Genomic DNA, 13,969 nt, shown 5'->3' on the forward strand with positions numbered 1-13,969 from the left:
CATCGCTGTTAAGCGTTTGTTAAGCGTTTTTCATGATTTCTTCGTCATATAAATGGCATGCCACCTGATGGCCCGGCTCAACCTCACGATATACCGGCGTAATCTGTTTGCACACTTCCATGCAGGAAGGACAGCGTGTATGGAAGCGGCAGCCTGTCGGAGGATTCACGGGACTAGGCAGATCACCCTTCAGAATGATCCGTTCCTTCTTCTGCTTCGGATCCGGAACGGGTACCGAGGATAGCAGCGCTTGAGTGTAAGGATGCAGCGGGCGGTCATACAGCGTATCTTTATCGGCGGTCTCCACGAGAGCTCCCAAATACATGACGCCGATCCGGTCGCTGATATGCTCAACCACGCTGAGATCATGGGAGATGAACAGATAAGTCAAGCCGTATTCCTCTTGGAGATCCTGCAGCAGGTTCAGCACCTGCGATTGGATGGAGACATCCAGCGCAGACACTGGCTCGTCGGCTACAATTAGATTCGGACGCACAGACAGCGCTCTGGCAATGCCGATCCGCTGCCGCTGACCGCCGCTGAACTCATGAGCAAAACGCTCGGCATGGAAACTGTTTAATCCGACCGTTTCCAGAAGCTCGCAGGCCAGTTTGTCCCGCTCTTTGGTGCTCAGCTTGGTATGAATCAGCAAGGGCTCTGCTACCAGTTCTTTGACCTTCATCCTTGGATTAAGAGAAGCGTATGGATCCTGAAAGACCATCTGCATGTCTTTGCGCAGCGGGCGCATCTGATTCTCATTGTATCCGCTAATATCCGTTCCGTTAAACAGCACCTCGCCGCTATTCGGCTCAAGCAGACGGGTCACCAGGCGGCCGGTCGTCGATTTGCCGCAGCCGCTTTCGCCAACCAGACTGAAGGTCTCACCCTTATGGATCGAGAAGGAGATTCCATCCACGGCACGAAGCTGCTTGGATGTACCGAAGAATCCTTTTTTCACCGTGAATGATTTCTGCAAATTCTTTACTTCTAATAGAGGTGTTTCTTTCATGCGGTTTCTCCTCCCTTCGTGTGACCTTCCTGTGTCAGCCAGCAGCGGCTCTTACGATGTTCTTCATGTGCGACAGGGAGAAGCTCCGGCTCCTGTGAGAGGCACTGCTCCATTACGAACGGGCATCGCGGAGCAAACTTGCAGCCTTTCGGCATGTTCCGCAGATCCGGCACATTCCCTGGAATGGATTCCAAACGGCGTACCTTTTGTCTAAGCTTGGGCACTGAATTAATGAGCCCTTTGGTGTATGGATGCTGAGGATTCTCGAACAGCTCTTCAACCGTTGCCTCTTCCACGACTCTGCCTGCGTACATGACAACCACCCGGTCGCACATTTCGGCCACGACGCCAAGGTCATGGGTAATGAGCAGCATGCCCATTTCCTGCTCGGTCTTGAGTCGGTTCATCAGATCTAGGATCTGAGCTTGAATCGTGACATCAAGGGCCGTGGTCGGCTCATCGGCAATCAACAGCTTCGGATTGCAGGACATCGCCATCGCAATCATGACCCGCTGCCGCATACCGCCGGACAATTGGTGCGGATAGTCATCCACGACCTCGTCCGCCCGCGGAATGCCGACAAGTTTGAGCGAGTCGATGGCATGCTGCCGCGCTTTCTTGCGATTATATCCCAAGTGCAGCATGATGGATTCCTCCAGCTGTTTCCCGATACGAAGGACGGGATTCAGGGATGTCATCGGTTCCTGGAAGATCATGGCCAGCTCGTTTCCGCGATAGCGGCGCATTTCTTTTTCCGACATTTGTACGAGATCCTTGCCCTCAAAACTTACCGAGCCCCCGGATATTCGGCCGGGCGTATCCTTAAGAAGTCTCATGATGGACAGGGAGGTCACGCTTTTGCCGCATCCGGATTCACCCACGAGTCCAAGCACTTCGCCTTTATTGATGTGAAAATCGACCCCTGCTACGGCAAGCACCGATGAGCCATCGCGTTTGAATTCGGTTTTGAGACCCTTTACTTCAAGCAATGTTTGCGTCACGATCTATCCCCCCTATTAGTTTTTTGTCTTCGGATCAAGGGCATCATTCAGTCCGTCACCGATCAGATTGAATGCAAGCACAGTCAGGAATATAAGAAGTCCCGGGTAGTACACGATATGCGGTGCAATGCTTAAGTAATCGCGTCCCATACTAAGCATAGCGCCCCAGTCCGGTTCCGTCGGCTTGGCCCCGAGTCCGAGGAAGCTTAACGAAGAAGCTGCCAGAATGGCGCCGCCGATTCTCATCGACACGTTGACGATGATGCTGGGAACCGTCTCGGGAAAAATATGCTTCCATATAATCCGGTTATGCTTGGCACCCATCGATCTTGCCGCCTCTACATATAAAGACTCCTTCGCGGAGAGTGTTACACTTCGGATGATTCTGGCAAACGACGGTGTGCCAAAGACCGCCACCGCGATCACCACATTGGATAATCCCGGCCCCAAAATCGCTACGATTCCAATGGCAAGCAGCAGGTCAGGAAAGGAGAACATGACGTCACTGCCCCGCATAATGAGACGGTCGATCCAGCCTCCATAGTAGCCGCTGATCAGGCCGAGAATCGTGCCGAGAACTGCGGATATAAATACCGCGCTTAAGCTGACCGCCATGGTCAACCGGGTTCCGTCAATCAAGCGGCTCAGAATATCGCGGCCGTACTCATCCGTACCCGCCCAGTGGGCAGCCGACGGGCCTTGCATCATCGCATCGTAGTTGGGCTCATTCGGAGGATACGGAACGATATGCGGACCGATCACCGCCAGCACAAGTAGTAACAAGATAAATCCGCTTGATATTACGGCAAGCTTTTGCTTCATGAATTTAGATGTAAACGCTCTGAATTTGCCAGTTGCCTGGCTCTTTGCAAGCATATCCTCCGGCGCGGAGGAATGGACCGTCACTGTTGAATTGTCGCTCATGAGTTCCCCCTCCTATTTCGATGCATACCGGATTTTTGGATTCAGTACACCGTACAATAAATCAACAATCAGGTTAATTAGGATAAATTCGGCTGCAAACAGCAGTAAAAGCGCTTGAATGACGGTATAATCCCGGAACGCGATCGAGTCTACCAAGAGACGCCCCATGCCCGGAATACTGAATACGGTCTCAACCATAACCGAACCGCCCAGCAAAAATCCGAACTGCAGTCCTGCAACGGTTACGACCTGAATCAAGGAGTTGCGAAGCGCATGCCTTCCGACAACGACGAATTCCCGCAGACCCTTCGCGCGTCCGGTCCGCACATAATCCTCGCGCATCGTTTCGAGCATCGACGTACGGGAGTATCTTGCCAGCATGGACATAATCCCGGCCCCTAGCGTAAAAGAAGGCAGAATATAGGATTGCCAGCTGTCGACACCGCCTGTTGGGAACCAACCCAGCTCAACGGAGAAAATTTGAATCAGTACAAGGCCAAGCCAGAATCCGGGCAAGGAAATACCGGATATCGCAGTCAACATTCCGATATAGTCCGGCCATTTTCCGCGATTAACGGCAGATATGATACCAATGATCAGACCAATAACCAATGCCCAGCCAAGGCTGGTAAAGGTCAGGACTATGGTCGGGAAAAACCGGCTTTCCAACATGTCCGTTACCGGCAGATTGGAAGTAACGGATACACCCAAGTCACCCTTCAACAGATCACTCATGTAGTTCACATACTGCTGCCATAGCGGCAAGTTTAAGCCTAGCTGCTCTCGAATCCCGTTGATCTCCTCAAGGGTGGCATCCTTACCTGCAACAAGTCGTGCCGGATCTCCAGGAATAAGGTGAATGAACATAAATACAAGAATGGATACAACGAACAACAGCGGGATAACACCCAGCAGCCTCTGAATTGCATATCTTCCCAAAGGATGTGCCTCCTTTCAACATGCCTGCTTTTAAAATACGATGGGCCGCTTCCTTATTGATTCAAGAGGCGGCCCACCACAAGGTATACGTTTAGCAAGCTCTTCGCTGCCTGATTATTTGACTTCTGCGTTGATCACGCTGATCGATCCGTCCGGAAGGGCTTTAACGCCTTCAAGATAAGCTCTCTTGCCGGTAATGACCTGATCGACCCCGAGGAATGCCCAAGGAGCGTCTTCCCAGATTTGTTTTTGGATGTTGGCATAGATTTCTTTGGCATCCTCAGCTTTGACGGATGCATTGGCATCCTTGATCCATTGGTCTACATTGTCGTTCTTGTAATAAGCGGTATTGGAACCAGCCGGCGGGAAAAACTCGCTGCTGAACAGACCTTTGGTTGCACCGTCAGCATCACCGGACGAAGGTGACCAGCTTACATACCACATTTGAATTTTTGCATTTTCCGGTGTAGCCGAGTTAATCTGATCGGACAGGGTTGCACCTTCCATCGGTTTCGGTTCAACTTTGATTCCGACAAGAGCCAGCTGCTGCTGAATGAACTGCATGCCTTTTACCGTTTCGGAATCATTCTCTCCCCAGAGCTCTGCTTCGAATCCGTCCGGATAGCCGGCTTCGGCCAAGAGAGATTTTGCTTTCTCCAGATCGTAATCATAACCGGATTGCTCGGAATAGTGCTGTGTCATGGAAGACATGGAAGACTTCAACTTCGAGCCCAGTCCGGATTTCACTACTTTAATGTAAGCATCTTTATCAATGGCATAGTTGATGGCTTGACGAACTTTCAGATCGTCATAAGGCTTCTTCATGGTGTTAAGGGTAATATACCGAACGATCGTGGAATCGATCTTGTCAATGACGATATTGGAATCGCCTTCTACTTCGGACACCTGCTCAGTCGGCATAGGATAGATGAAGTCCGCTTCGCCCGTTTTCAGCATCGCGATCCGGGAACCGTTCTCCGGTACCGGTTTGAACGTAATGCTGTCTACCTTCGGGAGACCTTCTTGCCAGTAATCCTCATTCTTTACAACAACAAGGCGGTCACCTTGAATCCATTCCTTGAACTTGTATGCTGCCGTACCTACAGGATTCTTCGTGATGTCAGCACTTTCTTTGAGCGCTTTCGGGCTGATCATCAGCGCCATCGCGGTCTTGTTTAAGAAAGCGTTGTACGGCTGGCTAAGGGTGATGACAACCGTGTGGTCATCCGGAGTTTGAACATCGGCGACGGCAGAGAAGCTTTTACGCATTCTAAGGTTGTTCTTCTCATCCATGATGCGATCCAGGTTGGCTTTTACGGCTTCTGCGTTGAAATCCGTTCCATCATGGAACTTCACATTCTGGCGCAGATTGAATGTGTACGTCAGACCGTCTTCACTGATCTTGTAGTCTTCAGCCAGTACAGGAACGAGTTCCATCTTCTCGTTAAAGCCCATCAAACCTTCGTACATCGTGCGTGCACCGGAAATGGAGTGCGTGTCTCCGGCATTGTGAGGGTCAAGCGTAATGAAGTTGGCGTTAATCGCAATGACAACATCTTTGTTATCTTTTGTCACCGGCTTGCTTTCGCCGCCGCCTTCACTTGCCCCTTTGCCGCTTCCGCTGTTTCCGCCGCAGCCTGCCGCAACAATCGTAAATGCGAGCAGCAGCATGAGCAGTGACCATGTTCTACCTTTGAATCTCATTGTTTTACTCCCCCTTTGATGTAGTGAATATCTATAGATTCACTCGCCGCTTCGGCATTTAACATCCTGCCGATCGCCTTGAGTTCCTCACGGCTTAAACATTCCATTCGTACACCGCGCGTCGCTTTCCAACCAGCGTACCGCCATCATTGAAAATCTCATTCGGAACCAGCGCATACAAGCGGTCGATCGTAGCCTGATCGCTGTAACCCAGGCGCTCCAGGATGGAAGCGATGATGCATGGCCATACTTGCTCAGAGCCATCGGACACTTTAAGCGAGATCGCCAAGCGTTCTTTCCGAAGACCGATGCCGTACACGCCTTTGGCGCCGCCCTTGGCAGTCAGATTGTGGTCCCGGAGCAAGGCTGAGCACACAAACTTGGTGTCTGCAATGATATCCGGATACTCATTCATCCGTTTTGCCATTCTGGCAGCTGCTTCGGCAGTCTCCGCATTTTCGATCAAATCCGGGCAAGCCAGCTTAAGGAAGGCGTATCCGATACGGTCCAGCGGAAGCGCGAAGATGGGAAGGCCACAGCCGTCAATGCCTTGCGGGATCGAGGAAACCGGAACCTCGGCAAAATAGGCCAGCGTCTCAATGATCTCTTGCTGAACCGGATGCTCCGGCTTGTAATACGTGCTCTCGTCCCAGCCCATATGCTTACACAAAGCGATCAAGCCGCTGTGCTTGCCCGAGCAGTTATGGAAGATCCGACGTTTGTCCTCATGATCCCGATGGCGCTGCGCCTTGGCATCCTCGTTCAGTGGATAAGTTGCGCAGCAGTGAAGCGCTTCTTCCTGAATCCCGGTTTTCTTCAAAATAGATTCCAAAGCATCAATGTGGAAGCGTTCACCCCTGTGGGAAGCGGCAAACAATGCCGTTTCTTCCCCAGTTAGTCCGTACACTTCGTCAATCCGGCGTTTCATCACAGGTATGGCTTGGAACGGCTTAGCCGCCGATCTCAGAAAAGTCATATGATGCGGATCACCCGCTGCGTAAACCACATTACCGTTCTCGTCTACAACACTGATCGCTCCGTAATGGACGTTCTCCAGTACGTTTCCGCGATATTCCTCTACCAATGGCACAAATCCCATGATTTTGCTCCCCCGATCTCCAGATGAATTAATTCAATTGAAAGTAACGATCCTGTGCGACAAGTCCAGACCCGATGATGACCCCATGCTCGTGAAGCTCGGAGCGGACAATCGTAAAGGAATCCTGAAGCGGTTCCCAGATATACTGCGAGTAGCACAAATCGGTGATCTCTTCGTAAACTTCAGGGAACTTGTCCAAAATCTCGCCGCTCAAAATGACGCTGTCCGGATTATACATGCTGACGACGTTATTAATTGTAATGGCCATATACGCAAGGGCTCTATCGATTAAATAGGTCGCCCATCGTGTTCCAGCTCGCCTCTCCGCGAACAGTTCTTCAATCGTGCGAACAGGTTTTATTTTGCTGGCTTCAGACAATAAGGAAGGTATATTGATATAAGTTTGGAGGCAACCGGCTTTTCCGCAGTCACACATCATACCTTCAGGGTCCACGGTCGTGTGCCCGATTTCACCCGCGCTGTTCGTCACCCCGCGGTAAATTTCCCCTTCCAGGATCAGCGCTGAGCCTACGCCATTACCGAACCCAAGGAGAACCGTCCGGTTAGAGCCGTAAGCCGAACCCTTAAGCTGCTCCGCCAATGCCTTTACCTTCAGCTCATTGTCTACCACCGCTTGAAGCCCGGTTAATTCCTTGAGCCTCTCGGCAAGCCTCACATTCTTCCAACCAAGCTGTACCGAGAAATTGACCACGCCGGCATCAACATCGATGATGCCCGGCAGTCCCACGCCAATCCCCACCACCCGTCTGCGATCGATATCGCATTCCGAGATGAGTTCTTCAATGGTGTCCGCGATTCGGACTACCGTGGCTTCTGCCGTATCCTCCGGCGATCTCGGAAAACTGCCGCTGCACAATACACTTCCCTGAACATCGATGAATCCGATGTTGGCTTGATGGCGATCAAGCTCAACGCCGATCGAGATGACCGCCGTATCCAGCAGTCTTATTAAGGAGGATTTTCTTCCACGTCCGGCCGAGGCTTGTTCTTCTGTTTCGTGAACATACCCTTCTTCCGTCAGCTCCGATACGATCCTGCTGACCGTTGTCGGACTCATTCCCGTCTGTTTGGCAATAGCTGCTCTTGAAATCGGCTGTTCGTTCTTGATGATTTGGAATACTGTGAGTCTGTTCTGCCGCTTCATAAAGTCTTGATCATGCTTTTTCATGAAGACATCCCCTATTTAATTTCACCAGTAGATTAATAAGATCATTTTTCCAAATAAAACGATCTGAAATCATCAAAAAACCGTGATTATTATCAAATTTATTATTTTTATTCTCCAGTGATATTAATAATAAAACGTGTTTTGTAAATGTGTCAATATATATGACACATTTAAATTATTATTTTTTTGTTTCTGGAAATGTAAGTGTTTCATCAATTTGCGAAAGAAATTCAATCTCGTGTATACATACAAATGACCACGCTGCGCGCACAATATGACATCAACTTGACGCAGAACCTTCTAAATATAGATAACACCGCCCTTCAACTCATGAATAAAGCCACCCAAGAAGAGAATGATTGGAACATTCTTCATCCCGGATGGCTTCAAAAGGAGGAAATATTTCGTATTTTCGGTATGGTCCTAGGTCTTTAAGTGCTTCTTTACATGATCCGCCCATAACGAATTAAACCACCCGAGAAATTAATTCGAGGGGGCCTCGAATGATCCCGGATGGCTTATGTATTTAGAACAGTTTTGTTTTCATTATGACCCTAACCTAATATGTTCATGATTCCGTTGATTTATATCTTCTTTAATTGATCTCGAAGCGTTTATTATTTGCAATCCTAGTCTTCTATTTACTCTTTTAATCTTTAATCTCTAAGTCCCTTAGTCTCTTATCTTTAGTCTTTTGATCTTTTCTTTTGATCTTTACCCACCCAGCGGAGGTTTGAGGATAGCCGATCCTTTGGGAGTCCGTTTCTACCCCACCTATTTCCAATCCGGAAACGGGCGGACAACAGAGCGGATAGCCTCAAACCGGAGCGTCTGATAGCCTCAAACCGGAGCGCCCGAGCGCCCTACTTGTTCTTGTAATATTCAACCGCTTTATCGAAATAATGCTTTTGGTCTTCCGGTAGATCCTCAAAATAGAAAATGGCCGCCACCGGACAAGCCGCTTCGCAAGCCCCGCAGGAGATACAAATATCGGTATCGATGTAGAACTGGTCATCTCCCTCTTCTATACAATCCACAGGGCAAACGTCAACGCATTCTCCCGCTTTCTCTTCGATACAAGCTGAGCCAATAACATACATCCGTCATTCCACCTTCCAGAGTGTAATAATCTTTCAATCTTTCGACCGTCTATCATTGCAAAAGCTCAATCTTCATCCATTCCTTGGTTTCTATACTTTTTATACTAAAATATATCATAATTATGTGGTTAATCATGCCAATTGTCAATAAACCGCGTGATGATAGCCTCAAAAACTGCCAATTCCGGTTGACTTATAGATGGTAAAGACATAAGATGAGACATATTGCTTTTTAACCTTTTTAGTTGAAAAAGAAAGCATTCATCGAGAAACAAGGCGGTGATAATAGTGGATCAAGAAGTCGCATACAGTACCCGCGAGTATATCATGCAAATGTTAAAAATAAATGGTGAACTCAGCACAAAATCCATAACCGAGGCATTGGGTATAACAGGCATGGCCGTCCGGCGCCATCTGGAAAGCTTGAAGAGTGAGGGTTACATCACCTATCGAACCGTGAAACAGCCGATGGGAAGACCCGTCTCCTTATACAGTCTTACTGAATCCGCAGAGGATTTTTTCCCTAAGAACTATCATGCGCTTGCACTCGATCTGCTGAACGAGCTGCAGGATGAGGCCGGTGACGAAATGATTTCACGGCTGTTCGACAAGCGTAAGGATACATTGCTGAACAAGTATACGCCTACGGTGAAAGCCGATGCTCTCGAAGATCGGGTTGCTGCCCTTGCTCAGATTCAGAATGACAACGGATATATGGTGGATTACAAAAAAGTCACCGAGGAAGAATATCTCCTCGAGGAACTGAATTGCCCTATATCCCAGGTAGCCAACCGGTTCCAACACGCATGCCGCTGTGAGCTTGACCTGTTTCAATCCTTGCTGGAAGCGGATGTGGAACGTACCGAGTGCCTTGCCAAGGGCGACAAAAAATGTGTATACCGTATTCGAAAACAAACCGAAGCCAAGCAAACATAATATCTGTTATTGCCACATCAGGCTCCTTCCATACGGGAAGGGGCCTTTTTTGTTAAGAGATAAGAAAGTATAAACTTCAGAGGCTTACCCACCTTGTCTTGCAAGAAAAACTTCCGCTATATGCGGTCTGTCTTCTGAGAATGTACGTCGATAGACGTTTTTCTTAATGTACTTGTTCTATTCTATTCTTTTAAATCGCAAGACATGTACAATTCTTTGAATTATTTCAGCACCAGCAGGCGATCATCCTGTTCGGAAGGCACACCCCGGCCATCCGTATTGTTGGTAATGACATAGGTTTTGCCGTCATGGACTTTGACGTCTCTTAATCTGCCTTCACCCTCCAATACGACCTCAAGCGAGGCGTTCTCTGGCCGAAGTTGGTACAACATCTGGCCGCGAAGAGTCGCCACGTACAAGCGGTCCTGCTCATCAAAAGCGATGCCGGAAGGTGCGATTGCCGTTTCGCCGCTATGGTAAATCGGGAGCTCCATGCCTTCCAACCTATTATCGCCATAGATCTCGGGCCAGCCGTAATTGCTGCCAGCCGTGATCTCATTAATCTCATCGTGTCCGCCAGGCGTACCTGACGGTCCATGCTCTGAGCTGTACAATTCACCTTCCGAATTCCAAGCCAAGCCCTGCGAATTCCGATGGCCTAGCGTATAGACATAAGAGCCTGCGGTCGGATTATCCGCCGGGACCTTGCCTTCCAGCGTCAATCGCAAGATTTTGCCTGCTAGACTTTCCTGGTTTTGCGCAAGCTCTCCTTCTCCCGAATCTCCTGTCGTTACGTAGAGCATATCGTCGGGTCCGATCGCAATTCTGCCTCCGTTATGCACATTAGAGCCGGGAATACGCTCCAGGAAGACTTGCGACTCCGTCCATTGGCTTCCCTTCAACTCCAGCAGAACCAGCCGGTTCATAATCTTTCCATCCTGATCATAGGTGTGGTAGGCAAAGGCATGGCCGGAATCCTGAAAATCCGGGGCTAACGCAAAGCCCAGAAATCCGCCTTCTCCTTGATGGGCGACCGGCTTCTCCGTTTGTACCGACTGCCTGGTTAATGTGCCGCCCTTGATCTGAACGATATTCCCTTCCCGCTCGCTGACATAAATCGTATCGCCGTCAAAATCGATCGACCAAGGTGTCCTCAACTGCTCTGCAAGCACATGATAAGAGGAATCGATTTTCTCTTCCCGATGGTCTTCCTGCCCCCCTTCTTCCTTAGCAGGGGGGGACTGTGTACAAGCAGCGAGAAGCAGTATAACCGCGGTTATCGCAGCGCCAAGCCCCTTTTGTTTCAAAATCCAGCACCTCCCGGGTAATTTTATAGCTCCGGTGTCATCATCTGGATGCCTTGCTCCATGTCCTGTAATGAACTCATCACAATATCCTCATCGCTAAACGATTCGATCTGGCTGCCTGCTACATAACGGGTCTCATGTCCTCGTCCGGTAATAATGATTCTGTCCTCATCACCAGCCAATTCCACAGCTCGTTGAATGGCTTCTTTACGGTTCAGGATAACCTCCCAATTCCCTGCCTCATGCGAGGTTAAGCCTCCCAGCATCTCAGCCATAATCTGCTCAGGATCCTCTGAGAACGGATTGTCCGTCGTGAACAACACATAATCCGAATATGAAGCTGCAATGTCCGCCATGATCGGACGTTTCAACCGATCTCTTTCGCCCCGACAGCCCATCACGCATATCATTTTGCCCGCCGTAATTTCCTTGGCCGATTGCAATGTTGCCTTAAGCCCATCCGGATTATGCGCATAATCCACAACCACGCGAAATCTTCGTCCCGTCTCTATTTCTTGAAATCGTCCATGAACCCCTGCAAATTGTTGTAGACTTCTGCAGATTTCTTCAAGCGGTATCCCTTCCAGCAAGCAAGTGGTCATGGCGGCCAGCGCGTTATACACGTTGTGAACACCATGCACCTTCAGACTGAAGTCGCCGTGTCCCCATGGCGTTTCTACATGAAACTTGCAGCCCTCCGGCATGTTTTGAATATGCGTTGCCCGAACATCAGCCTCGTTACGAATGCCATAGGTTACAATCTGTGCGGATGTACGTTTTGCATAATAGGACGATGCTTCATCATCCGCATTCAGGATCGCCTTCTTTAGCATGTCACGGTTACTATTGCCCAACTGGGCGAACAACAGCTCCTTCGTATTGCGATAGCTCTCCATATTCTGATGAAAGTCCAGATGATCATGCGACAAATTCGTAAAGACCACGGTTTGAAAATCGCATCCGCGCACTCTCCCCATGTCCAATCCGTGCGAGGACACCTCCAACACGGCATAGGCCCCGCCATGGGTGACCATCGTATGAAAATAACGCTGCAGCTGGATCGTATCCGGCGTGGTATTCAGCGTTTTCTCTATATGATCTCCGATCTTCATATACAGTGTGCCAATAATGCCCGTTTTGCGGTGAGCGTCGTTCAGTATCTTTTCTACCATGTGGGTTGTCGTTGTCTTGCCGTTTGTCCCGGTAATTCCGATCAGTTTCAATCGCTGCGTGGGATCTCCAAAAAAGGCGTTTGCAAGAATCGGCAGAATTCTTCTGGTATCCGGTACCGTTATATGTGTAACGTCTCCTGGAAGTCCCGGCAGCTCCCGTTCAGCCACAATGGCAACAGCGCCGTTACGTATCGCATGCCGGGCATAGTCATGACCGTCAACGTGAAAGCCTGGAACACAGACGAACAAGCCGCCAGGCCGGATCTCTCTTGAATCTGTATCCAGGTTCGTGATATCTACAGAAGTACTGCCCGTTATCGTCTTAAGAATCAGCCGCTCCGTCAGTGATTTCAGAATCATGTCAGGTTCCTCATCTCGTGATGTAATCAAAATCCCAGGGTCAGGTGGCAGTGTGATATATAAGATGTAGAATTTACGACTATGTATCGTTTTAACCAGCATTTCTTATTAACCTAACCAAGCAAGGGCATTCTGAAACAAGAATGTGATGACTGGAAGTGTTAACCATGTTACGCTGGAAGTAAGCGGTTGCATTTTCGATATTAAAAAAGTGGTTGATGCAGCCTGCTGAATATAGGACGCGTTACGAGAATCCGCTTCGTTATTCCATATCTGCTTGAAAGGAGAACCATCGATGGGACCGTTCACGGACGATTTGCTTCAAAATAAAGTCGTATTGATCACGGGAGGCGCAACTGGCCTTGGTCGGGCCATGGGAGAGAAGTTCGCGCAGCTTGGCGCTAAACTCGCCATATGCGGACGTCGGGAGGAAGTTCTACAGCAGACCGCTGAAGAATTAAAACAGCAAGGCTGCGAGGTATGGTACAAAAGCTGCGACGTTCGAGACCCTGCGCAGATTTCGGCTCTTGTTGATGCAGCAGAGCAGCATTATGGAGGTATTGATGTGCTTGTCAACAATGCAGCCGGGAACTTCATCAGCCCCACCGAGCGCCTCTCTCCTCGGGCTGTAGATGCCGTGCTGAACATCGTGCTGCACGGCACCTTCTACGCAACCCTTGAAGTCGGCAAACGCTGGATTGAGCAGGGCAAAAGCGGAACGATGCTCAACATCGTCACAACATATGCTTCAACAGGCTCTGGCTATGTGGTCCCTTCTGCAGCCGCAAAAGCGGGCGTGCTTGCGCTGACGCGTTCCCTCGCGGTGGAGTGGGCCCGTTACGGGATCCGTCAAGTCGCGATCGCCCCGGGTCCATTCCCGACCGAAGGCGCATGGTCAAGATTATCGCCCACGCCGGACCTGGAGCAAAAGATGATCGACCGCATCCCCCTAAAGCGCGTAGGGGATGCAGAGGAATTAGCTAATCTCGCCGCGTATCTCATCTCCGATTATGCCGGTTATATTAATGGTGACGTGATCACCATCGATGGCGGCGAATGGCTGCAGGGTGCGGGACAATTCAACGACCTGGCGGAAGTGACCCATGAGCAATGGGACCGGCTGGCCGAACTGACACGCAGGGGCAAATAACCGCATACTTAAGAAAAACATCTATCGACGTGCTTCCACAGTTGACAGACTGCATTCAGAGGAAACTTATCGATTATCA

12 protein-coding genes are annotated in these 13,969 nt (G+C 49.7%); 2 read left to right on the forward strand and 10 right to left on the reverse strand.

Going from position 1 to position 13,969, the window contains the following annotated elements; genetic code table 11:
• Positions 1 to 19: 19 nt before the first annotated feature.
• The 8 genes from ACQKPA_RS00930 to ACQKPA_RS00965 all read right to left on the reverse strand — a co-directional run bounded on the left by ACQKPA_RS00930 (position 20) and on the right by ACQKPA_RS00965 (position 8,965).
• Positions 20 to 1,009 carry an ABC transporter ATP-binding protein gene (locus ACQKPA_RS00930; protein WP_427488636.1) on the reverse strand — a complete coding sequence of 330 codons (990 nt, stop codon included), beginning with the start codon at positions 1,007 to 1,009 and terminating at the stop codon, positions 20 to 22.
• Positions 1,006 to 2,010 carry an ABC transporter ATP-binding protein gene (locus ACQKPA_RS00935; protein WP_427488638.1) on the reverse strand — a complete coding sequence of 335 codons (1,005 nt, stop codon included), beginning with the start codon at positions 2,008 to 2,010 and terminating at the stop codon, positions 1,006 to 1,008. Before ACQKPA_RS00935 ends, ACQKPA_RS00930 begins: the two co-directional genes overlap by 4 nt.
• Positions 2,011 to 2,025: 15 nt before the next feature.
• Positions 2,026 to 2,934 (reverse strand): ABC transporter permease, encoded by a 909-nt coding sequence (locus ACQKPA_RS00940; protein WP_113058831.1) that lies wholly within the window; start codon positions 2,932 to 2,934, stop codon positions 2,026 to 2,028.
• A 12-nt stretch (positions 2,935 to 2,946) separates the two neighbouring features.
• The gene (locus ACQKPA_RS00945; RefSeq protein WP_071220315.1) at positions 2,947 to 3,873 is read right to left on the reverse strand and encodes an ABC transporter permease subunit; all 927 of its coding nucleotides are present in this window, start codon (positions 3,871 to 3,873) and stop codon (positions 2,947 to 2,949) included.
• Between the two features lie 114 nt (positions 3,874 to 3,987).
• Positions 3,988 to 5,577 carry a glutathione ABC transporter substrate-binding protein gene (locus ACQKPA_RS00950; RefSeq protein ID WP_427488641.1) on the reverse strand — a complete coding sequence of 530 codons (1,590 nt, stop codon included), beginning with the start codon at positions 5,575 to 5,577 and terminating at the stop codon, positions 3,988 to 3,990.
• Between the two features lie 94 nt (positions 5,578 to 5,671).
• Positions 5,672 to 6,676 (reverse strand): asparaginase, encoded by a 1,005-nt coding sequence (locus tag ACQKPA_RS00955; RefSeq protein WP_427488643.1) that lies wholly within the window; start codon positions 6,674 to 6,676, stop codon positions 5,672 to 5,674.
• A 28-nt stretch (positions 6,677 to 6,704) separates the two neighbouring features.
• Positions 6,705 to 7,865 carry an ROK family transcriptional regulator gene (locus ACQKPA_RS00960; protein ID WP_427488645.1) on the reverse strand — a complete coding sequence of 387 codons (1,161 nt, stop codon included), beginning with the start codon at positions 7,863 to 7,865 and terminating at the stop codon, positions 6,705 to 6,707.
• Between the two features lie 863 nt (positions 7,866 to 8,728).
• Positions 8,729 to 8,965, reverse strand: a complete 237-nt coding sequence (locus tag ACQKPA_RS00965) for an indolepyruvate ferredoxin oxidoreductase subunit alpha (RefSeq protein WP_015736133.1) — start codon at positions 8,963 to 8,965, stop codon at positions 8,729 to 8,731.
• A gap of 288 nt (positions 8,966 to 9,253) precedes the next feature.
• Here ACQKPA_RS00965 and ACQKPA_RS00970 point away from each other — a divergent pair, with 288 nt between their 5' ends.
• A complete protein-coding gene (locus ACQKPA_RS00970; protein ID WP_071220311.1) occupies positions 9,254 to 9,901 on the forward strand; it encodes a helix-turn-helix transcriptional regulator in 648 nt (215 codons plus the stop codon).
• A 221-nt stretch (positions 9,902 to 10,122) separates the two neighbouring features.
• Here the strand turns inward: ACQKPA_RS00970 and ACQKPA_RS00975 are convergent, their stop codons facing one another.
• A complete protein-coding gene (locus ACQKPA_RS00975; RefSeq protein ID WP_427488648.1) occupies positions 10,123 to 11,208 on the reverse strand; it encodes a PQQ-dependent sugar dehydrogenase in 1,086 nt (361 codons plus the stop codon).
• 23 nt (positions 11,209 to 11,231) lie between these two features.
• Entirely contained in the window at positions 11,232 to 12,740 is a 1,509-nt protein-coding gene (locus tag ACQKPA_RS00980; protein ID WP_427488650.1) for a UDP-N-acetylmuramoyl-L-alanyl-D-glutamate--2,6-diaminopimelate ligase, read from the reverse strand.
• Between the two features lie 295 nt (positions 12,741 to 13,035).
• On the opposite strand from ACQKPA_RS00980, the gene ACQKPA_RS00985 reads away from it, so the two are divergent.
• On the forward strand, positions 13,036 to 13,890 hold the full coding sequence (locus ACQKPA_RS00985) for an SDR family oxidoreductase (protein WP_427488652.1): 855 nt from the start codon (positions 13,036 to 13,038) through the stop codon (positions 13,888 to 13,890).
• Positions 13,891 to 13,969: the final 79 nt, after the last annotated feature.

Origin of the sequence: Paenibacillus sp. NPDC093718, from assembly GCF_050279985.1 — a bacterium.
Taxonomy (GTDB): Bacteria; Bacillota; Bacilli; order Paenibacillales; family Paenibacillaceae; genus Paenibacillus_AQ.